Source organism: Streptococcus sp. 20925_1_69 (genome assembly GCF_041432365.1).
In the GTDB taxonomy this organism is placed as follows: Bacteria; Bacillota; Bacilli; order Lactobacillales; family Streptococcaceae; genus Streptococcus.
The window spans coordinates 82,193-107,346 of record NZ_JAPVZL010000001.1 but is presented as its reverse complement, the minus strand read 5'-3'; the positions used below and the strand labels follow the sequence as shown (position 1 = coordinate 107,346).

The 25,154-nt window shown below is 40.2% G+C and carries 22 protein-coding genes; 3 read left to right on the top strand and 19 right to left on the bottom strand.

The genetic code is table 11. The features are described from left to right. Positions 1-36 precede the first annotated feature (36 nt). Positions 37-312, bottom strand: coding sequence for an HU family DNA-binding protein (locus tag O3601_RS00550; RefSeq protein WP_001284642.1), 276 nt, complete (start codon positions 310-312; stop codon positions 37-39). A 107-nt stretch (positions 313-419) separates the two neighbouring features. Then, positions 420-1,259, bottom strand: a complete 840-nt coding sequence (locus tag O3601_RS00545; RefSeq protein WP_371470214.1) for a DegV family protein — start codon at positions 1,257-1,259, stop codon at positions 420-422. Between the two features lie 140 nt (positions 1,260-1,399). Between O3601_RS00545 and O3601_RS00540 the strand changes: the two genes are divergently transcribed. Beyond that, positions 1,400-2,248 (top strand): YitT family protein, encoded by an 849-nt coding sequence (locus O3601_RS00540; RefSeq protein ID WP_371470212.1) that lies wholly within the window; start codon positions 1,400-1,402, stop codon positions 2,246-2,248. 87 nt (positions 2,249-2,335) lie between these two features. Here O3601_RS00540 and O3601_RS00535 read toward each other — a convergent pair whose 3' ends face one another. From O3601_RS00535 to O3601_RS00505, 7 genes are all read right to left on the bottom strand, one after another. Further along, positions 2,336-3,253, bottom strand: coding sequence for a bifunctional riboflavin kinase/FAD synthetase (locus O3601_RS00535; protein ID WP_371470210.1), 918 nt, complete (start codon positions 3,251-3,253; stop codon positions 2,336-2,338). A gap of 302 nt (positions 3,254-3,555) precedes the next feature. Next, the gene (gene carB / locus O3601_RS00530) at positions 3,556-6,732 is read right to left on the bottom strand and encodes a carbamoyl-phosphate synthase large subunit (protein WP_371470209.1); all 3,177 of its coding nucleotides are present in this window, start codon (positions 6,730-6,732) and stop codon (positions 3,556-3,558) included. A gap of 447 nt (positions 6,733-7,179) precedes the next feature. Continuing rightward, positions 7,180-8,259, bottom strand: a complete 1,080-nt coding sequence (locus tag O3601_RS00525) for a carbamoyl phosphate synthase small subunit (RefSeq protein ID WP_000166853.1) — start codon at positions 8,257-8,259, stop codon at positions 7,180-7,182. Between the two features lie 49 nt (positions 8,260-8,308). After that, positions 8,309-9,232: an aspartate carbamoyltransferase catalytic subunit gene (locus O3601_RS00520; protein WP_371470208.1), complete on the bottom strand. Its 924-nt coding sequence runs from the start codon at positions 9,230-9,232 to the stop codon at positions 8,309-8,311. An 18-nt stretch (positions 9,233-9,250) separates the two neighbouring features. Beyond that, positions 9,251-9,772 carry a bifunctional pyr operon transcriptional regulator/uracil phosphoribosyltransferase PyrR gene (gene pyrR / locus O3601_RS00515; protein ID WP_261018436.1) on the bottom strand — a complete coding sequence of 174 codons (522 nt, stop codon included), beginning with the start codon at positions 9,770-9,772 and terminating at the stop codon, positions 9,251-9,253. 210 nt (positions 9,773-9,982) lie between these two features. Next, positions 9,983-10,612, bottom strand: a complete 630-nt coding sequence (nth, locus tag O3601_RS00510) for an endonuclease III (RefSeq protein ID WP_000244443.1) — start codon at positions 10,610-10,612, stop codon at positions 9,983-9,985. Next, entirely contained in the window at positions 10,612-11,154 is a 543-nt protein-coding gene (locus O3601_RS00505) for a DUF177 domain-containing protein (protein ID WP_371470205.1), read from the bottom strand. The genes nth and O3601_RS00505 overlap by 1 nt, the downstream gene beginning before the upstream one ends. 181 nt (positions 11,155-11,335) lie before the next feature. Here O3601_RS00505 and O3601_RS00500 point away from each other — a divergent pair, with 181 nt between their 5' ends. Then, a complete protein-coding gene (locus O3601_RS00500; protein WP_371470576.1) occupies positions 11,336-11,647 on the top strand; it encodes a helicase BlpT in 312 nt (103 codons plus the stop codon). Positions 11,648-11,985: 338 nt separating this feature from the next. Next, entirely contained in the window at positions 11,986-13,536 is a 1,551-nt protein-coding gene (locus O3601_RS00495) for an ATP-binding cassette domain-containing protein (protein WP_371470203.1), read from the top strand. Positions 13,537-14,013: 477 nt separating this feature from the next. Here the strand turns inward: O3601_RS00495 and O3601_RS00490 are convergent, their stop codons facing one another. The 10 genes from O3601_RS00490 to O3601_RS00445 all read right to left on the bottom strand — a co-directional run bounded on the left by O3601_RS00490 (position 14,014) and on the right by O3601_RS00445 (position 25,132). Further along, the gene (locus O3601_RS00490; protein ID WP_371470200.1) at positions 14,014-17,556 is read right to left on the bottom strand and encodes a pneumococcal-type histidine triad protein; all 3,543 of its coding nucleotides are present in this window, start codon (positions 17,554-17,556) and stop codon (positions 14,014-14,016) included. Between the two features lie 234 nt (positions 17,557-17,790). After that, positions 17,791-17,940 (bottom strand): hypothetical protein, encoded by a 150-nt coding sequence (locus tag O3601_RS00485; RefSeq protein WP_371470199.1) that lies wholly within the window; start codon positions 17,938-17,940, stop codon positions 17,791-17,793. A 77-nt stretch (positions 17,941-18,017) separates the two neighbouring features. After that, positions 18,018-19,352 (bottom strand): two-component system sensor histidine kinase CiaH, encoded by a 1,335-nt coding sequence (ciaH, locus tag O3601_RS00480; protein ID WP_371470197.1) that lies wholly within the window; start codon positions 19,350-19,352, stop codon positions 18,018-18,020. Then, positions 19,342-20,016, bottom strand: a complete 675-nt coding sequence (gene ciaR / locus O3601_RS00475; RefSeq protein ID WP_000590639.1) for a two-component system response regulator CiaR — start codon at positions 20,014-20,016, stop codon at positions 19,342-19,344. Before ciaR ends, ciaH begins: the two co-directional genes overlap by 11 nt. Before the next feature lie 107 nt (positions 20,017-20,123). Beyond that, positions 20,124-22,670 carry a M1 family metallopeptidase gene (locus O3601_RS00470; RefSeq protein WP_371470194.1) on the bottom strand — a complete coding sequence of 849 codons (2,547 nt, stop codon included), beginning with the start codon at positions 22,668-22,670 and terminating at the stop codon, positions 20,124-20,126. Positions 22,671-22,791: 121 nt separating this feature from the next. Continuing rightward, complete coding sequence (locus O3601_RS00465; protein WP_371470193.1) at positions 22,792-23,232, bottom strand: ASCH domain-containing protein; 441 nt, start codon at positions 23,230-23,232, stop codon at positions 22,792-22,794. Continuing rightward, positions 23,174-24,076, bottom strand: coding sequence for a putative PEP-binding protein (locus tag O3601_RS00460; protein WP_371470191.1), 903 nt, complete (start codon positions 24,074-24,076; stop codon positions 23,174-23,176). The genes O3601_RS00465 and O3601_RS00460 overlap by 59 nt, the downstream gene beginning before the upstream one ends. After that, the gene (locus O3601_RS00455; protein WP_371470189.1) at positions 24,036-24,194 is read right to left on the bottom strand and encodes a hypothetical protein; all 159 of its coding nucleotides are present in this window, start codon (positions 24,192-24,194) and stop codon (positions 24,036-24,038) included. Before O3601_RS00455 ends, O3601_RS00460 begins: the two co-directional genes overlap by 41 nt. Before the next feature lie 10 nt (positions 24,195-24,204). Next, a complete protein-coding gene (locus tag O3601_RS00450) occupies positions 24,205-24,903 on the bottom strand; it encodes a 3-oxoacyl-ACP reductase (RefSeq protein WP_371470188.1) in 699 nt (232 codons plus the stop codon). Then, positions 24,896-25,132, bottom strand: a complete 237-nt coding sequence (locus O3601_RS00445) for a DUF2829 domain-containing protein (RefSeq protein WP_000141924.1) — start codon at positions 25,130-25,132, stop codon at positions 24,896-24,898. Before O3601_RS00445 ends, O3601_RS00450 begins: the two co-directional genes overlap by 8 nt. Positions 25,133-25,154: the final 22 nt, after the last annotated feature.

Here is a 25,154-nt window from a genome sequence, read left to right as displayed (position 1 = left end):
TAGAAAGCTTGATACAATAGGCTTTTTAAAGACTAATTATTTAACAGCGTCTTTAAGAGCTTTACCAGCTTTGAATGCTGGTACTTTAGAAGCTGCAATTGTGATTTCTTTACCAGTTTGTGGGTTGCGACCTTTACGTGCAGCACGCTCACGAACTTCAAAGTTACCAAAACCGATCAATTGAACTTTTTCACCAGCTGCAAGGTAGTCAGCTACTGCTGAGAATACAGCTTCAACTGCTGCTGCTGAGTCTTTCTTAGTCAATTCTGTAGCTTCTGCTACTTTAGCGATCAAATCTTGTTTGTTTGCCATGTTAACGATTCCTCCAATTTATTTTCTAATTAACAAGTATAATCATATCCTAAAATCCCTTTTAGGTCAAGTTAAAAACGCTATTTCTTCCCATTTTATTTATTTTTTTAGGAGTGGTAACGTACCAAAATAGCCCAGGCGTTCTCACCCGTGTGAGTTTGAATAATGGAACCCGTTTCCAAAACAGAAATTGGTTTTTCAACATAAGCTTGTAAGCTTTCTTTCATCTCTTTTGCCCAATCAGCACTACCAGAATATGAAATTCCAATCTCTGCTACAGAACGTTCAGAGAGAGTTGTTGTTAACTCATCTAACCATTTTTTAAAGGTTTTAGCTCCACGACCTTTAACAATTGGCTGCAATTCATGGTCTTTCATTTGCATGACAACACGGATATTGAGAAGTGAACTCAACAATCCAGTTACACGACCAATACGGCCACCTTTGACAAGATTTTCCAAAGTTGAAACGCCAATATAGAGTTCTGTGTGGTTTTTAACCTCTTCTACATGAGATAAAATTGCCTCCATGTCTTTGCCTTCTTGAGCTAATCTCGCAGCTTCAACAACTTGGAATTTCAAGGCTTGGTCTGTAAAAGAGCTATCAAGAACAGTCACATCTGCAGTAGATAAACTAGCACCTTGGCGTGCTGCTTCTACAGTACCAGAAAGAGCATGAGACATATGAATAGCAAGAATCTGGCTACCATCCTTAGATAGTTCTTCAAACACTTCAGCAAAGACACCTACAGGTGGCTGACTTGTTTTAGGAAGATTCTTAGCTTCTTGCATCAACTGAAGAAACTTACCTTCTTCTTTCAAATCCGCATCAGAATAAACAACATTATCAATCATTACAGATAATGGAACAATTGTTATATCTATTTGTTTTACTAGTTCTGGTTCAATAGTAACAGATGAATCGGTTACAATCTTAATTTTTGTCATAGTATCAATCTTTCTATTTTAGGATTCAGATTGGTTTTCTCACCTCTAATTATATCAAAAAAAGATTAAAAATCCTAATGGAGTCATTCAAATTTTCTGTAAAAATTTGATATAATCTACTTATAAGAAAAGAGGTTCCTATGATTAAAAAAATTTATCCCGTTTTAACCATTTTACTAGGTGCTGCTATTTATGCTTTTGGGCTGACTTATTTTGTAGTTCCTCATCATCTCTTTGAAGGAGGGGCAACAGGTATTACCCTTATCACCTTTTATCTTTTTAAACTCCCTGTTTCCCTCATGAACCTGCTGATTAATATTCCCCTTTTTATCCTAGCTTGGAAAATATTTGGAGCAAAATCCCTCTATTCTAGTTTGCTAGGAACCTTAGCTTTGTCAGCCTGGTTGGCTTTTTTTGAGCGTATTCCCCTTCATATTGACCTTCAAGGTGATTTACTAATCACAGCTCTTATAGCGGGGATTCTATTGGGAATCGGTCTTGGAATTATCTTTAATGCTGGAGGTACAACTGGCGGAACTGATATTCTAGCTCGTATTCTCAATAAATACACTCATATATCCATGGGGAAACTGCTCTTTATCTTAGATTTTTGTATTCTCATGCTCATTCTCCTAATCTTCAAGGATTTGAGATTGGTTTCTTACACGCTCTTATTTGATTTTATCGTTTCTCGTGTCATTGATTTGATTGGAGAAGGTGGCTATGCTGGTAAAGGCTTTATGATTATCACAAAACGTCCTGACCAACTTGCTAAAGCGATTAATGATGACCTAGGAAGAGGAGTTACTTTTATTTCTGGTCAAGGCTACTATAGTAAAGAAAATTTGAAAATCATTTACTGTATTGTCGGTAGAAATGAGATTGTGAAAATGAAGGAAATGATTCATCGAATCGATCCTCAAGCCTTTATAACTATTACAGAAGCCCATGAAATCCTTGGAGAAGGATTCACCTTTGAAAAAGAATAAAAAGAGGTAGTGTAGTGACCTCAAAAGTTAGACTTATTCATCTATCTTTTGGGTTACAAACAACCTCTTTTTTAATTACCCAAACTCTTAAGACCAATTCCGAGCAACTTCTTCATCTGCCTTTAACTGATCCACTAATTGGTCAACTGAGTCAAATTTGGTCATATCTCGAATGCGATCAAGCCAATAAACCATGACGGTTTCCCCATAAATGTCTTGATTAAAATCAAAAATATTGACTTCAAAACGTGCTTCTTCTCCATCAAAGGTCACATTTTTCCCGACACTAGCCATAGCACGATACTTCTGCCTTTGAATCTCAACATCAACGACATAAACGCCATCTGCCGGCATATAAGTACGGTCTAAAAGCACCAAATTCGCTGTTGGATAACCAATCGTACGACCACGAGCATTACCATGAACCACCATCCCTCTTGATGGAAGCGGTGCCCCCAAAAGTTCTCCTGCTTCTTTCACATTTCCATCTAAAATAGCTTGACGGATACGAGTTGAACTAATCTTTCCTTTCTCATCTTCTACAGGTGGAACGATAATGACTTCTCCATCAAAGTAATCCTTTAAGTCCTCTGCCGTTTTTTGGTCAGAACCAAATGTATAATCAAAACCTGCAACAATAATTTTAGCATTCATAGCCTTAATATAAGTTGCAAAAAATTCTTCTGCCGTGAGACTAGCGAATTGACTACTAAAATCAAGGAGATATAATTCTTCTACGCCTTCACGCTTTAGTTTCCTCTCACGTTCAGCAGGGTTCAAAATATGTAAAAACAGATCAGGATGATAAGGCTCTAAAGCGATCTTTGGAGATTCATTAAAGGTCATAACGACGATAGGCAATAAGTCCTTTCTCGCAGCCTTATTGGCAACACGAAATAATTCTTGATGCCCCTTATGTATACCATCAAAATAGCCTAGAACGACGACTGAATCAGATGGTGTGCCAATATCTTTATGGTTTTTTATAGGAATAGTAATAATCATAAAATAATTATATCATAGCGATAGCTATTTCTGGAACAGAAAATCTGAAATGTCGTTTTTTTAACCTGAAATAGCCATTTTTTCAAAAGGGAGTACCATACAAATATATATTGACTCTGATATACTAGAATTACAAAAAAGGGGAACGATTAACATCATAAGCCATTCTCAATTTATTCTTATCGTATCACAATTCATCATCATCCTTGAGTGAAGAACTGATAGTTGAATAGCCTGCACTAATATCACAAAAGCCAGCGTCAGAAAACGCTGGCTTTTAAACTGTGAAAAACTTTTCTAAACTAAATTGCTTCTGTGACAAAACTACGGCTTTCCAATACTTTGAGCATGGCGTTAGCTGTATCTAAGGCTGTAAAGAGGGGCACACCGTGTTCAATGGCTGAACGACGAATTTGCTCACCATCTTCATCTGCAGTTCGTTTGGTTCCTACTGTATTAATGATAGCTTGAATTCTTCCTTTACGAACAAAACTTGGAATATCCTTATTGTCATCACCAATCTTACCAACAGGTTGGGCTTGCAATCCATGACTGGCAAAGAAGGCTGCTGTCCCTTCTGTCGCGAGGATTCCATAGCCAATATTTTGGAAACGACGAGCTAAGTCCAAGGCTTCTTCTTTGGCATCATCAGCAATAGTAAATACAACATTTCCAAAAGTTGGCAAGTGGAGGTAAGAAGCTTCAAAGGCCTTATAGAGAGCTTTTTCTAAAGTCGTATCAGAACCCATAACTTCCCCTGTTGACTTCATTTCAGGACCAAGCAAGCTGTCTACCTTAGCTAGTTTTGTGAAGGAGAAGACAGGTGCCTTGATATGAACGCGAGTGCTTTCAGGGTAAAGTCCATCTTGGTAGCCAAGTTCTTCAAGTTTTTGACCAAGAATGAGCTTGGTTGCTACTTGAGCCATAGGGATATTGGTCACTTTAGAAAGAAATGGAACCGTACGGCTGGCACGTGGATTGACCTCAATAACATAGACTTTTTCATTCTTGATAACAAACTGGATGTTCATCATTCCAAGGCAGTTAAGACCGATTGCTAGGCGTTTAGTATAGTCTGCAATTGTTTCTTGCACCTTTTGCGACAAGGTTTGTGGTGGGTAAACGGCCATTGAGTCACCTGAGTGGACACCAGCACGTTCGATATGCTCCATGATACCAGGGATAAGGACATTTTCCCCGTCTGAGATGGCATCAACTTCGCACTCTTTCCCAACAATATAAGAATCGACAAGAACTGGGTGGTCTGGACTAGCCTTAACAGCAGTTCGCATGTAAGAACGAAGGTCTTCTTCGTTTTCAACGATTTCCATGGCACGTCCACCTAAGACATAAGATGGGCGGACAAGAACTGGGAAGCCAATCTTGCGAGCTGCAAGAACTGCTTCTTCTTCATTGGTAGCCGTTTGTCCTGGTGGCTGTGGAATATCCAGGTCTTTAAGGGCTTGCTCGAAGAGGTCACGGTCTTCGGCACGATCTAGGTCAGCGACCTGTGTACCAAGGATAGTCACACCTGCTTTTGCCAATGGCTCCGCAAGGTTGATGGCTGTTTGACCACCGAACTGAACGATAACCCCTTTTGGTTGCTCCAAGTCAATGACGTTCATAACATCTTCGAATGTCAATGGCTCAAAGTAAAGCTTATCTGATACAGAGAAGTCTGTTGAAACAGTCTCTGGGTTTGAGTTCATGATAATAGCTTCATAACCAGCAGCCTGGATAGCCTTAACAGAGTGAACAGTTGCGTAGTCAAACTCGACCCCTTGACCGATACGGATTGGACCAGAACCTAGAACTAGAACGGATTCCTTATCAGACTTGATAGACTCGTTTTCCCAACCATAGGTTGAATAGAAGTATGGTGTTTCAGAGTCAAATTCTGCCGCACAAGTATCGACCATCTTATAAACTGGAACAATCTTGTTTTCCAAACGAAGCTGGCGAACTTGGTCAGCTGTAGTATTCCAGAGTTCAGCAATCTTACGGTCTGAGAAGCCATTAAGTTTGGCAGTTTTCAAAACGTCTAAATCTTGTGGATGAGCGCCCAATTCTTGCTCAATTTCAAAGATATGTAAGAGTTTATCAAGATAGAAGATATCAATTTTTGTAAGCTCTGCAATTTCTTCTGGTGTGTAGCCACGGCGAATGGCTTCTGACACATAGAAGAGACGGTCATCTTGGGCTTTGACAACCTTTTCAATCAAGGCATCATCAGAAACTGCTACAAGTTCAGGCATCTCATTGTGATGTACCCCAATTTCAAGGGAGCGACAAGCCTTAAGAAGAGATTCCTCGATGTTACGACCAATCGCCATGACTTCTCCAGTAGCCTTCATTTGAGTACCAAGACGGCGCTCACCCTTTTCAAACTTGTCAAATGGGAAACGTGGAATCTTGGCAACAACGTAGTCAAGGGCAGGCTCAAACATGGCATAGGTTGAACCTGTAACTGGGTTGATCACCTCATCCAAGGTCAAGCCAACTGCAATCTTGGCAGCCAATTTGGCAATTGGATAACCTGTCGCTTTAGAGGCAAGGGCTGACGAACGCGATACACGAGGGTTTACTTCGATAACATAATACTTAAAGCTATGTGGATCAAGGGCCAGCTGAACGTTACACCCACCTTCAATCTTGAGGGCACGAATGATGCTCAAGCTTGCGTCACGTAGCATTTGGTTTTCATAGTCTGACATGGTTTGCGCTGGGGCAAATACAATGGAATCCCCTGTGTGAATCCCAACTGGGTCAAAGTTTTCCATGTTACAAACAACCAAAGCATTGTCAGCTGAGTCACGCATCACTTCGTATTCGATTTCCTTGAAACCAGCAATCGAACGCTCAATCAAACATTGGGTAACAGGTGATAATTTCAGACCATTTTCAGAGATTTCACGCAATTCTTCCTCATTGGCACACATACCACCACCAGTACCACCTAGGGTAAAGGCTGGACGGACGATGACTGGGTAGCCAATTGTTGCTGCAAAAGCAACTGCTTCTTCGACAGTATTAACAATTTCAGATTCTGGAATTGGTTGGTTGAGCTCTTCCATTAATTGTTTAAAGAGGTCACGGTCCTCCGCTTGGTCAATGGCAGATAATTTGGTACCCAGAAGTTCAACACCAAGCTCATCTAGGATACCATTTTTAGATAATTCCATGGCCATGTTGAGCCCTGTCTGACCTCCAAGGGTTGGAAGCAAGGCATCTGGGCGTTCCTTACGAAGAATACGTGTCACAAACTCAAGTGTAATCGGTTCGATGTAAACCTTGTCCGCAATCTCCTTGTCCGTCATGATAGTTGCAGGGTTTGAGTTAACCAAGACAACTTCATAACCTTCCTCTTTCAACGACAAGCAAGCCTGGGTCCCAGCGTAGTCAAACTCAGCAGCCTGACCAATAATAATCGGACCAGAACCAATCACCATAATTTTTTGAATATCAGTACGTTTAGGCATAGTTTATGATACAAAGCCCGTAAAGAACACAGTGAAAATAGGAAACTCGGTGCAGACGCCTTCAGCGTCAAGACGATGTTTATCTTTTTCACACAGTTCTTAGGGCGTGTTCACTTACGCGAACAATGTATCTTCTCCTTTCTATTCGGCAACTCTCGGGTTGCCATTAAATAAATTCTCCGACGATTTTTTAGCGAAACGATACTTTTCGGTAAAAAATCTAGTGCAGGGAGTTTTTAGTTCGCCTGACAGCGACTAAAAGAAACGACCTGCCTTTCTATTCGTCGCCTCACAGAGCGACATTAAATAAGATACAAAGGACGAATAGAAAGCGATTGAATTTTAGGAAACCAAGGAAGAATTGAAAATCCAAGTTGGTTTCTCTAAATTCCAAGCTTTCCGTCCGTGTTCAGTTACATAAATTCTCCGACGAGCTTTTACTCGTTCTTAGTTTGATTGTTTAAAAGCTTCCATCATCTCGATAAATTCGTCAAATAGGTAGCTAGCGTCGTGTGGACCAGGGGCTGCATCTGGATGGTATTGAACAGAGAAAGCAGGTTGGTATCTGTGACGCACGCCTTCAACTGATTTGTCATTGATTTCTTCGTGGGTGATAATCAAGTGCTCTGGCAAATCCTCACGGCTGACTGCATAACCATGGTTCTGACTTGTAAAATCCACACGTCCTGTAGCAATTTCACGAACTGCATGGTTAAAGCCACGGTGACCAAACTTCATCTTGTAGGTCTTAGCACCGTTTGCCATTGCAAAGAGTTGATGTCCCATACAAATACCAAAAATTGGAATTTTTCCTTGCACACCGCGAATCATGTCAAGTGCTTGTGGAACGTCTTCTGGGTTACCTGGACCATTTGACAACATCACTCCGTCAGGATTAAGATGGAGAATTTCTTCAGCCGTTGTCGAATAAGGAACAACTGTCACGTTACAATTACGCTTAGAAAGTTCACGTAGGATTGAGTGCTTGAGACCAAAGTCCACTAACACCACGCTTAAACCAACTCCTGGAGCTGGATATGAAGTTTTAGTAGAAACCTGTTTGATATTGTCTGTCGGCAAGACTGTTGCTTGAAGTTGGTCCGTCACATGATCCATGCTGTCTCCAACATGGGTCAAGGTTGCACGCATAGTACCATGCTTACGGATAATCTTGGTAAGAGCACGTGTATCAATTCCTGAAATACCTGGAATTTTCTTGGCTTTCAAAAATTCATCCAGCGTCATTTGGTTGCGCCAATTGCTTGCTCTACGTGCTTCTTCGAAAACAACGACTCCCTTACAAGTTGGAATAATGGATTCGTAATCATCACGGTTAATTCCATAATTTCCCACCAAAGGATAAGTAAAGGTCAAGATTTGTCCATTATAAGACTGGTCTGTAATGGATTCTTGGTAGCCGGTCATCCCTGTATTAAAGACGATTTCGCCTGTTACATCAATATCTGCTCCGAAGGCCTTGCCTTCAAAAACTGTGCCATCTTCTAATACTAGAAGTCTTTTTGTCATATTTTCACCTCTCGTGGACGCTCACTGGCGTCTTTTAACGTCTTGTGTTTTAGTTGGCGTTTCTACTCGCCAGTACGGATTCTAAGATTGCCATTCGAACAAAGACACCATTGGTCATTTGTTGGACAATCCGTGATTTTGGTGCTTCAACTAAGTGATCTGCGATTTCCACATCACGATTGACTGGTGCTGGATGCATGAGGATTGCTGTTTCTTTCAAGCGATCATAACGTTCTTGAGTCAAGCCATGTTGGGCATGGTAGTCTTCTTTTGAAAAGACTGCTCCACTATCATGTCGTTCATGTTGAACACGAAGAAACATCATGACATCCACCTGATCAATGATTTCATCAACGGTTACAAACTGTCCATAGTCTGCAAACTCTTGACTTCTCCATTCCTCAGGTCCAGCAAAGTAAAGTTCAGCTCCCAAGCGTTTCAAAATCTTCATATTGGATTTGGCAACGCGTGAGTGGTCCAAGTCACCTGCAATAGCAACCTTGAGACCTTCAAAGTGACCAAATTCCTCATAAATGGTCATCAAATCAAGCAAGCTCTGGCTAGGGTGTTGGCCCGAACCATCTCCACCATTGATGATGGAAGTCGTAATCGTGGGACTAGCAATCAACTCTCTGTAGTAATCAACTTCTGGGTGACGAATCACACAGACATCCACTCCTAAAGCAGACAAAGTCAAAATGGTATCATAAAGTGTCTCACCCTTATTAACCGAACTAGTTTTCACATCAAAGTCAAGTCGTTCCAGCCCCAGTTTAATCTCTGCCACTTCAAAGGACTTATGCGTCCGTGTAGAATCCTCAAAGAAAAGATTGGAAACAATCGGATGGTCTTCATAGGGAAGCTGACCTCCGTTTTTAAACTCAATTCCTCGCTTGATCAATTTCATCACTTGATCGACAGTGAGGTCTTCCATGGATACCACATGGTTCAATGCTTGTTGATTTTCTGACATGGCTACTCCTTTAGCTTTCTAAGCTTCTTCAGTAATCAGAACTCTGTCTTGGCCATCAAGTTCTGCCATCTCTACGATGATTTCTTCAGAACGACTAGTTGGAATATTTTTTCCAACGTAATCTGGACGGATTGGCAATTCTCTATGTCCACGATCTACTAGAACTGCTAAACTCACGCGCGCAGGACGACCATGACCTACAATATTATCAATAGCAGCACGGATAGTGCGGCCTGTATAAAGCACATCGTCCACCAAGATAACTTCACGGCCTGTCACATCGACAGAAACCAAAGAAGTATCTTCTCCACTTTTAACATCATCACGGAAAGGTTTAGTATCCAATTCCACAACAGGAACTGAAAGATTTTCTAGTTGCTCCAAACGTTCTTGGATTCGGTGGGCGATAAAGACACCACGAGTTTTAATACCAGCCAAGACGATTTTATTCAAATCTTTGTTGCGCTCGATAATCTCATAAGTAATACGCGTAATCGCTCGTTTGACGGTCAATTCGTCTACAACTTCTTTTGTCTTCATGACAAACCTCCAAAAAGAAAAGTCTCCTTAAACAAGGAGACTTGAAATGTATAGCTAAGTAAGCCCTACTGCAAACAGTATAGACTTCACCCTTCTACTTTATCACGCTCCTTGCCTGCCTCACGGGACAGGTTTAAAGGAATATTTAGTTATCAATTAATATAGCACAAAGCATGCTTAAAATCAAGCAAAAACTTTTGAACTCTCATCTTATAAATTGCTAAAGTCATACAACTGTGGGTACTGGTCACACTCTGGATTTTTAGGATGACAAATGGCTCGTCCAAAATAAATCATGGCCTGATGAGCTGCTAACCACTGCTCCGGTGGCAAGATATCCATGACACGCTTTTCCACCTCAAGTGGTGTTGCTGACTTTTTGACGATATCGTGGTGTTTACAAATACGTTCCACATGAGTATCCACTGCAAAGGCTGGTATTCCAAACCCCACACTCATGACAACATTAGCTGTCTTGCGACCAACACCTGCTAGACTCTCTAATTCCTCACGTGTCTGAGGAACTTGACCATCAAAATCATCTAGTAACTGTTGGGCACATTTTTTAAGGAATTTAGCCTTATTTCGATACAGTCCCAGGCGAGAAATGTGTGAAGCAATCTCACTCTCTGTTGCAACAGACATGGCTTGTGGCGTTGGAAAGGCAGCAAAGAGACCTGGTGTGGCCTTATTTACAGCTGCATCCGTTGTCTGAGCTGACAACATCACCGCAACCAAGAGTTCAAAATGATTGGTGAAATCAAGACTGGGCTTGGCATCTGGAAAAAGAGCAATGATTTCTTCTAGCACCTTTCGTGCTCGTTTTTTTGACAAGACCATTATTCGTCTCCATCAAATAGTCCCTGTAAGCCAGCAAAAGGACTGTTTTCTTCTTTCTTAACTGCTTGTTGAGCCTGGTATTCTTCTTCTGTCATGATTTGCCAGTCATTTCCTGAAACAAATCCTTGACCGGCCTCTTCTTCAGCAGTCAAGACCTTGATAGGAATGTTTAGTAGGATATTGTCTGACACGCTCTCAGCAAGGTCAAGTTCTCCATTTTCGATAGGCAAGACCAAATCATCGTCTAAAACTTCTTGGTCCAGCTGGTTAGTTGCGCCTTCCATGAAAACTTCCGTTACTGGATAAGATTCAACTAACTCAACTGGCTCCATACTGCGACTTGAAGCAAGAACAATGGTATAAGATAGTTGATAATCTAAGAAATACATACGGTCTTCGTACTGTACTTTCCCCACAGCAAGGATATCTTTTACATCTAAAATTTCTTGATTGCGTGCACGCAGGTCAGCGACTAGATCTAAAGTTTGTTCAAAACGCAATCCTTCAGGCTGCTTACGAATCTCTTGAATATTTAATTTCATACTTCCTCCATAAAGATTTACTCTCTTGATTATACCATGAAAAGGCTACAAATCAGCACACCAAACTTTGTAATTAAAATTCGAATTTTTTCAACATGTTTAATATGATGTTTTTATTTCTATACTATAGGCAAGAATACATGATAGCAAGGAGGATGCTCACATGTAAGACAAAGAACTCATCACTGAAGCTTACCAACCCCTTTCAGAGTTAAATAAAAGCTACCAAAGTTGCAAACAAGGTACAGCCGATGATTTCCGTCTACAAGAACTGCTGAACAGTACTCTCAAGGAACTTAAAAAAGCGGAAAAGCTTGACAACAGTATCTTAATCGACCTTGAGAAATGTTACCAACGTACCAGTCTTCTGATAGGTCTCGGGAGCCTAAAACTAAACGACCAAGCACGTACCGCTTGGCACAACTATGACAAGTTCCATTACGAGCATATCAAACACGTACTAACTCTTTATGGACCTGTTTTCGGATTTTAGAGATTAGAATTTCCAATTTTCTGTTGACAAAATATCCTGAAAGGTATAGGATAGAGGTATTAATACTCGGAGGTAAGGGAGACATGAACAATTAAGTCTATCAAATAAAGAACCTTTATTTAGTAGATCTTGTTTTTGTCTCTTTTTGCATGCTCTTTTTGTACTAGATCTTCTGGTACTTTATCCTATTTGAAAATCAAAAAACTAGAAAGCTAACCATCTGCTCCTCTTGGGTTGGATAGGGGTAGACTGGTCTAGTTTGACAGGATTTTCGACATGGATAATAGCGTTTCTGACAGTGACTTTGGGCTCTACTAGATAAAGTAGAGCTTTTTGTTATGCACTATGAACATTCTAGAAAGGGCAATTATATGATAAAAATTAATCACCTGACTATCACTCAAAACAAAGATTTACGAGACCTTGTCTCTGATCTAAGCATGACCATCCAGGATGGGGAAAAGGTAGCTATTATTGGTGAAGAAGGAAATGGCAAATCAACCTTGCTTAAAACTTTAATGGGAGAAGCTTTGCCTGATTTCACTATCAGGGGAGACATCCAGTCTGATTATCAATCACTGGCCTACATTCCTCAAAAAATACCCGAGGAGCTGAAAAAGAAAACTCTACACGACTACTTCTTTTTAGATTCTATTGATTTAGATTACAGCATCCTCTATCGTTTGGCTGAGGAATTGAATTTTGATAGCGATCGTTTCGCTAGTTACCAAGAGATTAGCAGTCTATCAGGGGGCGAAGCTTTAAAAATTCAGCTCATCCATGAGTTAGCCAAACCCTTTGAGATTCTATTTTTAGATGAACCTTCAAATGACCTGGACCTTGAGACAGTTGATTGGCTAAAAGGTCAGATTCGCAAGATTCGGCAAACCGTTATTTTCATTTCTCATGATGAAGACTTTCTTTCTGAAACGGCAGACACTATTGTTCACTTGCGACTGGTCAAGCACCGTAAAGAAGCAGAAACGCTAGTAGAGCATTTAGACTATGATAGCTATAGCGACCAGAGAAAGGCTAATTTTACCAAACAAAGCAAGCAAGCTGCTAACGAGCAAAGAGCCTACGATAAAACCATGGAAAAACATCGGCGAGTCAAGCAAAATGTAGAAACTGCGCTTCGAGCTACCAAAGACAGTACTGCTGGGCGCCTATTGGCCAAAAAGATGAAAAATGTTCTCTCTCAAGAAAAACGCATTAAAAAGACAGCCCAGTCCATGACCCAAAAACCACTTGAAGAGGAAGAAATCAGACTTTTCTTCTCAGATATACAGCCATTACCAGTTTCTAAAGTCTTAATCCAACTGGAAAAAGAGAATTTGTCCATTGGTGAGCGAGTTTTGGCTCAAGGACTACAACTAACTGTTCGTGGTCAAGAAAAAATCGGTATCATTGGCCCAAATGGTATGGGGAAATCAACTCTTTTAGCCAAGTTTCAACAACTGCTAAGTCAAAAAAGAGAGATTTTACTTGGTTTTATGCCACAAGATTACTACAAAAAACTGCAATTGGATTTATCACCAATAGCCTATCTTAGCAAAACTGGTGAAAAAGAGGAACTGCAGAAAATCCAATCTCACTTAGCTAGTCTCAATTTCAGTTATCCAGAAATGCAACATCAAATTCGCTCCTTATCCGGCGGGCAACAGGGGAAACTTCTGCTTTTGGATTTAGTGCTGCGCAAACCAAACTTTCTCCTTCTGGATGAGCCCACACGAAACTTTTCTCCCACTTCTCAACCCCAAATCAGAAAACTCTTTGCCACTTATCCTGGCGGTCTCATCACTGTTTCACATGACCGTCGTTTCTTAAAAGAAGTTTGCTCGATCATCTATCGCTTGACAGAACATGGTTTGGAACTAGTTAATTTATAAGATTCATACTCATGAGGATAATTCTTTGCTTTGGAGCGCTATTTAAACATTATAATCAGTGAATAAATCTTATATCCACATTCAAGTCAATAATTTCTTGTAATCAACTCTAAATAGACGGATAAAAACTACTTCTAACTATCAAAAAACGAGCACCTCCTCAGTTGGAAATGCTCGTTTTCTTATGTTGCCTGGATTTATAATTACAATGAGAAATAGGTACAAATACAATAACAGAAATCAGTTAAGTTTGGAAAGAATTCTAACCTATGATATTCTAATAACTCACGAAGCGAGAATAAGTAGTCTCTTTGCGGACAGGATATCCCAAGCCAAGTTTCTTCTTGCCATAAAATCATTCAAATAAATATTGAAGTGATTCCCATGACATAACTGAGTCAGAATACCTAGTTTAGACATATCATTTCCGCTCTAGTAAACATGCCAATCGCTATTCTTTCACGTGGAAAAGAGCTATTAAGAGACTGGTTTTTCTTGATTTACCGTACTTGTTGTAGATTCTGTTGTTTCCTTTTCTGAAGCTGATTCAACAGGTTTAGAATCTCTTGTGTTGCTTGCTTTGTTTTCGTCGCTTGCAGTTTCACTATTTGATTCTGTAGCTACTGATGTTTCAGTTTCTGGACTGGTCTTATCAGTATTTGTTTCAGCATTTGTTGCTGGAGTTGCTTCTTCACTTGCGCTAGCTTTTGACTTGATTTCTTGATTCAAGGTCAGAATAGCTTTTGTCAATTCAAGTAACGCGGCTTTATCCTTACTCTTAGCAGAAAGTTGATCTAGTAATGCATCCACCTTATCAAAGTCTGCATCAGAACCCTTATTGTTTTCTAAATAAGCATGAAGTGACATGAGAATATCGTATAGTTTTTGATAAAGTACAAGTGTCTGAGGATCTTGCTCAGCATTTTCCTTTTCTTGTTGAAGGGCGCTAGCGATACGAGTCAAGACATCTTTCGCCTGACTATTTACTTCATCCAAGTCTGCATCAGCCTTATTTGTAGCAGCTTTTAGATTTTCTACTTCTTCTGCCAAGGATTGTCTGATACCTTCTTCTTGGATTTGTTCCAAGAGTTGAGTTGCCTTGCTCAAAAGACTTTCTACTTGCTCCTTGCTAACATGATTGACATGTTCTTCAGGCATAAAGTCTCCATACAATTCTTTCAAGAAGCCATAAATGGCTGTCTTGGCAGTTTGATTATCAACTTTTTCAGTATCTAGAACTGTCTTAGTCGATTTAGCAGTAGTTGGTTGAGCTTTCAAAGCTTCTTCTACTTCTTGTTTTGCCTGATAGATACTTGGGAATAATTTGTTCAATTCTGCTGCCTTAAGGAAGGATTGAGATTGATACAAGGTCCAAGTCAACTGAGCTACTTTGTTTCGAAGTTCATCACTCAAACGACCGTCATTTACGTGTTCGTAGAAATACTTGATGTATTCTACAGTTGTAACACCTGTTCGATCATTAAAGTCTTGAAGAGCTCGAAGTTGTGATTCAACTGCTGCTAAAGCAGCCTCATCTTTTGCCAATTTAGCTTCTTGGAGTCGAACGAGAAGATCTTTCTTAGGAAGCCCATAAGAATCTGTATCCAGTGTATTTATTTTATCAATCAAGGCTTGATATTTCTTATCTAGAGCGCTTGTTTTAACAGGCTTGACACTTTCATCAATATGAATATATTGCTTATCAAAGAGATCCAGTGTTGCAAGATAACCTACTGTAGAGTTAGTTGCCAGTTTCTTCATGTTTTCAGTAAACTGACCTAAAGCTAACTCAATCTGTCTTTGTTCGATAGGCTTGTCTTTATAGATGTTTCTGCTTTCAGCTAGAAGTTGGTCTACTTTTGCCAAAACTACCTTCTCATCAAAAGCTCCAGGTTGGTAGTTGGATTGTAGAGCTGGAATCTTGTTTTTCAAAGCCACTTCAAAGCCCTTAGTTTGAACCTTGATGTAGTGATTATGGTCGCCATGAGGAATCACAAAACTACCATTTTCTACCTGCAAGCTATAAGGAGACACACCATCTCGCAAAGCAGTGGTATAAAGTTCATTTAGGAAATCAAGTTCTGGATTTCCAGTTTGAAGAGGAATACGAACGTGTTCTTTACGAACAGCATATGGATGGATATGAGTTGGATCGTAGGCTTGGTCTGGATTTCCAAAAACAAAGAATCCGTTTGAAATTCTAATAGCTTCAAGTGGAACGCCATAGGTCTTAGAAATGTAAGCAATCTTTTCTTCATCGCTAGCATCTCTTGAGAAAGACTCTACCGTTTTAGCAAGAGGTTTTACAGACTCTGCATCATGATGTGTTTTCAAATGGTCTTGTGCAGTCTTAATTTGCTCTGCTGTCAAATCTTTCTTGAAGAAGTAATGATTATGGTCTCCGTGACTCATGACAAAACCTTGCTCATCCTCACTGATGACACGATCGGCATCAAAACCGTGATCATGGTCTTCATCATGATGGTGTCCATGATGATCTTCATCGTGATCGTTATCATGAGCTGGATTTGGTGTTGCTGTATTTGCCCCTTTCAAGTGGTCTTGCGCTGCCTTAATTTGCTCAGCTGTCAAATCCTTCTTGAAGAAGTAATGATTGTGATCACCGTGACTCATGATAAATCCTGATTCATCTTCCGCAATAATACGATTAGCATCAAAGCCGTGCCCACCTTCTTCATGTTCCTCATGTGAAACACTAGGATTGATTGGAAGTGATGGCGAAGGTGTTGTTAGACCATTGTTTGGAAGAGTCGGTTGCCCAATTACAGTCGATTTTGGAATGTAATGGAAATGATCACCATGTCTTACAATATAAGCTGTAGCTGTTTCTTCAACGATATCTTTTGGATTAAAGATATAACCATCAGATGTTGCAGAAATTCCCTTATTAGAAGCCAATGAAGTATGATTCAATGTAAATGGATTACTTGGAAGACTTCCTAAACTAGACACTACTTCATTATGTTTTTCATTTGTAGAAACCGTAGAACCAGTTCCACCGATAGGAATCATTCTGGCAATCTTTTCTTCCAAAGCAGAGAGCTTGCTGTAAGGAATAAAGTGGTAATGGTCGCCGTGCGGAATCGCAACTCCATTCGGTGTACGACTGACAATCTTAGCAGGGTCAAAGACCAGGCCATCTGATTCACTGTAACGTTGGTCGCTAGGTGAATCATAGAGTTCTTTCAATAGACTTTGGAGATTTTCAACTTTGCTTTCTGGCTTGCTAGTTGATCCTTGTACTGTCGCTTGCCTAGTATTGTCACTAGCTGTTGAAGAATAACTTAACTGACTCGGTTGCGTATTTTTGCCCGCTAGATGAGCTTTTGCTGCTGCTAATTCGCTAGCAGATAAATCACTTTTTGGAATATAATGATAGTGACCACCGTGAGGAACAATATAAGCATCACCAGTATCTTCGATAATATCAGCTGGGTTAAAGACATAGCCATCATCTGTCGTATAGCGTCCCTGAGATCTTGCTACAGCAACATCTGAGCTGACCTTCTCATTATCTTTGACGTGTTCTTGTTTTTGACGATTGATTTCATCCTTGGTTCGAACATTATCAGCATGAGCTACATCTTTCAGATAAACATAATATTTCCCATCAACCTTGATGATATAACCACCTTTGACTTCATTGACAATATCAGCGTCTTTAAGTTGGTAGTTTGGATCTTTCATCAAGAGTTCTTCACTAAAAAGGGCATCATAAGGAACTTTCCCATTATAGTAATGATAGTGGTCACCGTGTGACGTCACATAGCCCTGATCTGTGATCTTGATAACAATTTGCTCAGCCTGAATTCCTTCTTTTTGGCTAACCTGGTCTGGTGTCAGGTTTTCAGTTTTCTGACTTGACTGACTACCATCCACATAAGAGACTCGATTATTGTCCTTATTTTCCTGCGAGCGCTGGTTCAGTGCATAAGCACATAGACTCAAAGACACGATAACAGCTGATCCAGCTGCTATATATTTTTTACTGAATTTCATAAATCCCTCATTTCAATAAATGATGAAGCTTTTTCTTAACTTCTTTTCTCGGTTAAACAGTTTTTTCATAAACTGGTTATTTAACCAATTAATTAACCAGTAAATAGTGTACCTTTTTTGAGCTTATCTGTCAAGGTTTTTATTACATTTAAAAAAATCATGACCAGTCTTCAAACGAGCGATTTGTTTGTCTCATACTCTTCGAAAATCTCTTCAAACCACGTCAGCGTCGCCTTACCGTAGATATATGATACTGACTTCGTCAGTTCTATCTGCAACCTCAAAACTGTATTTTGAGCTGACTTCGTCAGTTCTATCTGCAACCTCAAAACTGTGTTTTGAGCAACCTGCGGCTAGCTTCCTAGTTTGCTTTTTGATTTTCATTGAGTATCACACCTAACTTAGCGAGACGGACTGAAAGTCACATAATCCAAAATATCGCCCCGTCTGGAGCGATATTTTTATTTTTTCTTTTTAGATGGTGTGTGGATGGCAATCTTCACTTCAAAGATTGTTCCCTTAGGTTTATTATCTTTAACAGTAATGGTTCCTTTAAGCGCATCTACAATTTGCTTGGCCAGAGATAATCCTAAACCAAAACCACCTTTTTGACGAGTTCTAGCCTTGTCCACTCGATAAAAACGATCAAAAATTTTCTTCTTATCTTCTGTCGAAATACCGACTCCATTATCAGAAACAAGTAAATACAGATTGCGATCGGTCGCCGAGATAAGAAAATCAATTTCACCATCCTCTTCAGTATACTTGACAGCATTATCAAATAGAATGGTCATCAGTTGTTTCAGAAGAAGCTGATCTGTGACAATCGTTCGATGGATACGATTTTCAAAACGGAAGACACGGTCATTTTCCGAAGCAATCATCTCATAATTTGTGAAAGTTGTATTAAAAAAACTAGTTGGAACTTCTGCAAGTTCTGGTTTAATCCCATCATCTCTACGAGCTAAGTTCAGCAAGTTTGTCGTCAAAAAACGCATATTTCGGACTTCTTCCAAACTAGACGCAATACTTTCACTCACATCCATAATGGTAGCTTCTGGCTTACGAAAAAGGGTCTCTAAGCGATTTTGCAAAACTGCAAGTGGAGTTCGCAACTCATGACTGGCATTTTCCACAAAGGACTGTTGCTTCTGCATGCTCTCAAGCAAGGGCCTAACACTGACCCTAGCTAGATAGAGACTGGCAAGTAAAGACAAAATCCAGAAACTTGCCATCACAATCACAATCAATTGCTCATGCTTTTGACTGGCCTGCTCCAACTGACTGGTATTAATCAAGACAGCCGCATACTTGATATTGGTTGAAATCGAACTGATATTCGTTTCCATCAAAATCATGCGATAGATTTCTTCCTGTCCATAGCTATTAAAAACCTGAATCTGATAGATATGGCCTAGCTCTTTCTTCTCTAACTTAATCTTATCCAAGCCCAAAAATCGATTTCCAGAAAGAAGTTGGGTAAAATTCTTATCAAAAAGAATAACCTCTGTATTGGAACTGACATTGGGTTTCACTTCCGTCTTGCTAGTATCTGTGGCAGCATTCTCTAAATCTTTAATCTCTTCTGTTGCCCTATTCACTGCCAGCTGAATAACTGCCTGAGGATTTTCACTCAGTCCATGAAGCTTATCATCCACCGAAGTATAGAGACTCGAGTGCATGACCTGCAAAATAATCAGAGTCATGGTAGAGAAAATCAGGGTGAAGACACCAAAGTTGCGGATAAAATAACTAAAGTCATCCGCATACCATGTTTTTTTTAGTTTACTGAACATCTTTTAAAATATACCCAACACTGCGCAAGGTTTGCAAATTCTCTGCAAAAGTGGTTCCTTTTAATTTCTTACGGACTTTTGAAACATAGACTTCGACAACTGAAATCGTTGTGTCACTATCAAATCCCCATAGACGATCAAAAATCTGAGTTTTCGGCAAAATAACATTTTGATTTTGAAGGAAATAAACTAATAAATCGAACTCTTTCCCCAGTAATTCGACAGGAGTATCTTCGACTTTAACGGTATTGGTTGACAAATTAACCACAATATTTCCATAAGTCAAGGTGTTTTCATTAAATTTACCTGAACGTTTGAGAAGCGCTTGAATCCGCATTTTGAGTTCTTCTAAGTAGAAAGGTTTGGTCAGATAGTCATCCGCTCCCAGTTCAAATCCATGTCCCTTGTCATCCAAACTTTCCTTGGCAGTCATGATCAGAACTGGAGTCGTAATTCCCTTTTCACGCAATTCTTTCAAGACTTGGAAGCCATTTTTTTCAGGCAACATCAAATCAAGCAAAATCAAATCATAGACGCCACTTTCAGCTTCGTAGAGACCTTCTTCCCCATCAAATACCTGCATGACATCCGCAAAATCGTCTAAAAAGTCAAATACTGAATTTGACAGGCCTAGGTCATCCTCAACCAATAAGATTTTTATCATGAGAAACTCCTCCTTATTAAGACCATTATACCAAATTTGCCTTAAAAAAAACTCAACTCTCTGCATTTTACATGAGATAGCTGAGTTTTCTTTTTATTTAGTCTTGATTATTTAGTTCCGTATTGAAGAACGACTGCTTCCACTGCAACTTTTTCACGGTTAATCAAGTCAACACGCGCTGCAATTTCCTTGATTCCCATACCGATGTTACGGCTAAGAGCAAGGTCAGAAAGTTGTGGCTCAAAGAATCCCTTGTACTCTGCCAAACGTTGCTGAGTCTTAAATACATGAGCAGGAAGGATAACAAAGCTATCAAAGCTCATATCTCCACCAAGAGCTGCCTTAATCCAAGCCCAGTTTTCACGCGCCCAAGACCAAGCTGTTTCCTGAGTTGCTTGGTGAGCTAGGAATTGGTAATACCAAGCAGACAAGTCCTGTGGTTTCACCACAAATTTGTCCTTCCAAGCAGCAATCAAGGTTTGGATATTGTCCGCATCTTTACTATAGGCAAGAGCAGCTGCCAACTGACGTTTAAAGACAGCATCTGTTGCATGAGTATAAGTATCAAGATAAAGTGCTAACAAGTCTTTAGTCTCATGATGTTTCATCTCATTGATAAGAACTTGTGAACGGATTGCTGCTGGAAGGCCAGCAAGATTTTCCTTGTGAGTTGCGAAGATTTGACTAGCGACTTGACTAGCTTCTGCATCATTTGAGCGAATCATCATAGAAATGGCTAACTGACGAACCAATTCATCCTCATCTGATTCTCCGTCTTTAGCTTCAAAACCAAGACGGTCATAGTTGTGACGAGCCAATTTAGCAACCAGTGCTTTGAAGGCTGTTTCAGCTTCTGTTCCTTCATCGATAAAGCGCTCAAGGGCAGAAATAACTTCAGAAACAGCTGAAACGACAAGGTAAGATTCTTCCTTAGCAAGTTTATCAAGAACTGGGAGCAAGTCAGCATAAGAAATGTGCCCTGCCTCAGCAAGCAAACGACGTTCTTGAACGATTTGCAGTTTGCTTGTGTTATCAAGTGTCTCTAGCTCAGCAAGAATAGCATCCAACAAGTCTCCTTGATAGTCGGTAATATAGTGAGCTGTATTTTCAGTATTGAAACGAAGAGCTCCTTCATTTTCAGCAAGAAGAGCTGCGTAGCCTGGAATTTCGATGCTTTCAGTTTCAAGTGTATCAGGCAATCCTTTCCAGCTGCTATTGAGTGGCACCACCCAGAGACTGTTCTTATCTTCGTGCTCACCGATAAAGAATTGTTTTTGTGAAATCTTCAAGACATCATTTTCAACTTTGACAGTGAGAACCGGATAACCAGGTTGTTCCAACCAAGAATCCATGAAGGCTGCAACATCACGACCTGATGCTTGACCAAGAGCATCCCAAAGGTCACGACCAATGGTATTGCTGTACTGATGTTTTTCAAAGTAGGCATGCAAACCTTTGGCAAAATCGGTATCACCTAGCCAACGACGAAGCATGTGCATGAGGCGACTTCCTTTAGCATAGACGATAGCTCCGTCAAAGAGCGTATTGATTTCATCTGGATGTTTCACTTCGATGTGAACAGATTGAACACCATCAGTAGCATCACGTTTCAAGGCAGACGGAACACCACCTGTTTGGAAATCTTCAAAGATATTCCAGCTTGGCTCAATGGCATCCACACAGACATATTCCATCATGTTAGCAAAGCTTTCATTGAGCCAAAGGTCATCCCACCATTTCATAGTAACAAGGTTACCAAACCATTGGTGAGCCAATTCATGGGCCACAACCAGAGCAACTTGTTGACGGCTGGCAAAGGTAGAGTTGTCATCCACAACCAAGTAAACTTCACGGTAGGTCACAAGACCCCAGTTTTCCATAGCTCCAGCTGAGAAGTCAGGAAGGGCGATGTGGAGAGATTGAGGAATTGGGTACTTAACTCCGTAGTAATCTTCGTAAAACTCGATAGAGCGAACGGCGATATCCAGTGAGAAATCAAGATTTGAAAGTGGATGTGCTTTGGTCGAGTAGACACCTACAAGGGTACCGTTTTTAGTTTTAGCCGTCACCCCTTGCAAATCACCAGCAACAAAGGCTAACAAGTAAGAAGACATGCGAGGTGTTGTCTCAAACTTCCAGATACCTGTTTCCTTACGTTTTTCAACATCGATTTCTGGCATGTTAGACAAGGCCAATTCACCCTCTGCTTGGTCAAAACGTAGAGAGAGATCAAAAGTTGCTTTGGCTTCAGGCTCATCCACACATGGGAAGGCTTCACGAGCAAAATGGCTCTCGAACTGAGTTGACAAGACTTCCTTCTTGACTCCATCAACTGTGTAGTAAGATGGGTAAATCCCTGTCATGTTGTCTGTGATTTTTCCTGAAAAAGCAATGACTAGTTCGACTTGACCTGCTTCTGCAAGTTCGATATGAAGGGCTTCATTGTCATGGTCAACTGTAAATGGGCGAGCTTGATCTGCAACTTCTACAGAAGCGATTTCCAAGTCTTTTTGGTGGAGGGAAATACGGTCACTCTGTGCTTGACCAGTGATAGTCACTTTCCCTGAAAACGTCTTGGTCTCACGACTCAAGTCTAAAAATAAATCATAATGTTCAGGAACAAATTGCTTAATAAAATGTTCAACTGCTTGCATAGTTTTCTCCTATCTAAGTTTAAGAGCTAAAGCTCTTCTTCAAACAAACTTATTATATCATGTTTTGCTTAAGAAAAAAGGATTGGACGGCGATTTCCAAAACTTTCTTCCTTCTAGCAATCTACAGTGGGTAGACCTTGCGAAATTCTTCTAAAACAACCTTGCTTTCAGGTGTAAAAGTCAGTCCTGCTTCATTCAAACAGTCTGTGAAAAAGTCCTCATGAACCTGTCGCCAATGAGCTAAGGATTTGTCTCCCTCTCCTTCCTTGTAGGCATGGTCATCAGAAACTTGATTGAAGGGCTGGACAGAAACCTTTGTAATTTCGACAATACAGACAGCCTGATTTTGACTATCTAAAATGATGTCAAAGGTGCCTTCTTGCGGAAGAGACTCAGCTTCTAGTGCATAGAGGTCGTAGGCTGATGCTGTTGCTGTTTTTTCGCCTCTTAAAACCAAATCTGCTAAAAGATCTGGTTCCACTCCAAAAGCCCAAGCATCTATCTCATCTCCAATCGAGGGATTGATTTGCTTGTAGGCATTCCACATTTCTTGCGGTGTCATGGGCGCTCCTTTGTAATTTCTTACTTTCTTCTTTTATGTGTTTAAGATGGTCTGGATGGTCAATCTCTAAATTAAAAATCTCTGGAATAGAACTATAGTGGATAATGCATTCGATACCCATCTGATTCATTTTTTGTATGAAAGAAACATTCAGATATCCTGCTACAGCAAAGTCAATCTTTTTAATCCTTGCTTTATCCTGCATCTGTATTAACATATCTAACATAATTGGACTTTCCATATCATGCCATTGACTGTTTCTCACAGTCGCAAAAACAAAAGAAGTCAAATCATTCATTCCAACTATAATCTTTGAAATACCCGTTTCCAGTATCCTGTCCAAGTCAAAATGAGCTGACGGCAATTCAATCATTGTGCCGATTTTCCCAGTAAAGCCTTGCTGGCGCAATACTCTAATAGCTTGCTTTAACTGCTCAGCATCATTGACAAAAGGAAAGATAACAGATAGATTGGGATTGGTTTGATAAACTTCTGTAACGACATGTGCTTCAGCCTGAAATTCATCCGGACACGCCAGCAAACGCCTAGTTCCTCTATAACCAAACAAGGGATGATTTTCATCAAAATACTCTTTAGTCCCCTTTAGACAATTAGCTTCTGTATTCGTTAATTCAGAAAAACGATACCATACCTCTTCATCTGAGTACAAGGAGCAAATAGTATCTAGATAATCTTTTACAAATTGCTGACAACTTGGTAACAGTATGTTTTGATTGAGCTCTCTCAACAAGTATTCGCCTCTAATCATACCTACGTGGTGCAATAACTGAGGATAAATTTTTTCAAGAATTTTTTCGCCACTCAGAGCTAGTTGGTTTCTCATCATTCACCTTCCAATTCATATACAAGGTCTTGTCCAGTTCTGGAAATCCTAATAATTCAGACTTAACCTTAAAGACTAATGGCGATGCATTTTCTTCTGTGATTTCTTGAATATCCATCCAAATCCTCCTATTTCAAAGACCAGCCACCATCTATTGTCAGAATTTGTCCTTGCATGGCAGATGCCTTTCCACTGGCCAAAAAGAGACTGACTTCTGCCACTTCTTCTGGCTCAATCCAGCGTTTGATTGGTGTTTCACTCGCCACCCAGTCTGCTAAGCCACCTGGTTCAAAGTCGGCAGCGGTCATAGCTGTCTTGACTGCTCCTGGAGCGATACCAAAGACCTGAATCCCAGCTTCAGCATAATCTAGAGCCAACTGCTTGGTAAATCCAGCCAAGGCGTGCTTCGAAGAAGTATAAGCGTGTCCACCACCACCTGCCAGGCTCGAAGCAATGGAGCACATGTTGATAATAATCCCTTTTTTATTCTCCAACATTTGAGTCAAATAATAGCGAGTCAACTCAACAGGAGTCACATAGTTGATTTCAAAAATCTCTTGAATTTCCTGCGCTGATTGTTCCAAAAGTGGTTTGTAATCATCCAACACTCCAGCAGTATTGCACAAAACATCCACCCGAGGACACCAGTCAAAAATAGGCTCCAAGTCCAAGGTTAAATCTCTCTGTAAAAAGTGGAAATCACCTTCTAAGAGTGGATTTTCACCTTGGTCAACTCCATAAACTTGATAGCCCTTCTCTAAAAAAAGGCGAGCCTGAGCCAATCCGATACCTGAACTCACTCCCGTAATCAATACACGTCTAGTCATGCACTTCTACCCAATCCGTCGCCAAAACATCACAAGGTGTCGGACTCCACATGGAAAAACCTTCTCCCTCCCCAGAAACGTTGATTAGGAAATAAGGTGTCACTTCAAGTGCAACCCCATTTTGCTCGATAGTGTCAAAAAGTTGGACATAGTTTTCAGCACCTCCCCAACCAGTTCGTACATATTTTTTCTTATCCTTTAATCCAGGCAGAATTTCTTCAAATGTCATGGTTTTCTCCTTTTATTCTACA

Bases quoted from the DNA above. Each gene is read 5' to 3' on its own strand.
- O3601_RS00550 (WP_001284642.1), bottom strand. From the start codon at position 312: ATGGCAAACAAACAAGATTTGATCGCTAAAGTAGCAGAAGCTACAGAA.
- O3601_RS00545 (WP_371470214.1), bottom strand. From the start codon at position 1,259: ATGACAAAAATTAAGATTGTAACCGATTCATCTGTTACTATTGAACCA.
- O3601_RS00540 (WP_371470212.1), top strand. From the start codon at position 1,400: ATGATTAAAAAAATTTATCCCGTTTTAACCATTTTACTAGGTGCTGCT.
- O3601_RS00535 (WP_371470210.1), bottom strand. From the start codon at position 3,253: ATGATTATTACTATTCCTATAAAAAACCATAAAGATATTGGCACACCA.
- carB (WP_371470209.1), bottom strand. From the start codon at position 6,732: ATGCCTAAACGTACTGATATTCAAAAAATTATGGTGATTGGTTCTGGT.
- O3601_RS00525 (WP_000166853.1), bottom strand. From the start codon at position 8,259: ATGACAAAAAGACTTCTAGTATTAGAAGATGGCACAGTTTTTGAAGGC.
- O3601_RS00520 (WP_371470208.1), bottom strand. From the start codon at position 9,232: ATGTCAGAAAATCAACAAGCATTGAACCATGTGGTATCCATGGAAGAC.
- pyrR (WP_261018436.1), bottom strand. From the start codon at position 9,772: ATGAAGACAAAAGAAGTTGTAGACGAATTGACCGTCAAACGAGCGATT.
- nth (WP_000244443.1), bottom strand. From the start codon at position 10,612: ATGGTCTTGTCAAAAAAACGAGCACGAAAGGTGCTAGAAGAAATCATT.
- O3601_RS00505 (WP_371470205.1), bottom strand. From the start codon at position 11,154: ATGAAATTAAATATTCAAGAGATTCGTAAGCAGCCTGAAGGATTGCGT.
- O3601_RS00495 (WP_371470203.1), top strand. From the start codon at position 11,986: ATGCACTATGAACATTCTAGAAAGGGCAATTATATGATAAAAATTAAT.
- O3601_RS00490 (WP_371470200.1), bottom strand. From the start codon at position 17,556: ATGAAATTCAGTAAAAAATATATAGCAGCTGGATCAGCTGTTATCGTG.
- O3601_RS00485 (WP_371470199.1), bottom strand. From the start codon at position 17,940: ATGAAAATCAAAAAGCAAACTAGGAAGCTAGCCGCAGGTTGCTCAAAA.
- ciaH (WP_371470197.1), bottom strand. From the start codon at position 19,352: ATGTTCAGTAAACTAAAAAAAACATGGTATGCGGATGACTTTAGTTAT.
- ciaR (WP_000590639.1), bottom strand. From the start codon at position 20,016: ATGATAAAAATCTTATTGGTTGAGGATGACCTAGGCCTGTCAAATTCA.
- O3601_RS00470 (WP_371470194.1), bottom strand. From the start codon at position 22,670: ATGCAAGCAGTTGAACATTTTATTAAGCAATTTGTTCCTGAACATTAT.
- O3601_RS00465 (WP_371470193.1), bottom strand. From the start codon at position 23,232: ATGACACCGCAAGAAATGTGGAATGCCTACAAGCAAATCAATCCCTCG.
- O3601_RS00460 (WP_371470191.1), bottom strand. From the start codon at position 24,076: ATGAGAAACCAACTAGCTCTGAGTGGCGAAAAAATTCTTGAAAAAATT.
- O3601_RS00455 (WP_371470189.1), bottom strand. From the start codon at position 24,194: ATGGATATTCAAGAAATCACAGAAGAAAATGCATCGCCATTAGTCTTT.
- O3601_RS00450 (WP_371470188.1), bottom strand. From the start codon at position 24,903: ATGACTAGACGTGTATTGATTACGGGAGTGAGTTCAGGTATCGGATTG.
- O3601_RS00445 (WP_000141924.1), bottom strand. From the start codon at position 25,132: ATGACATTTGAAGAAATTCTGCCTGGATTAAAGGATAAGAAAAAATAT.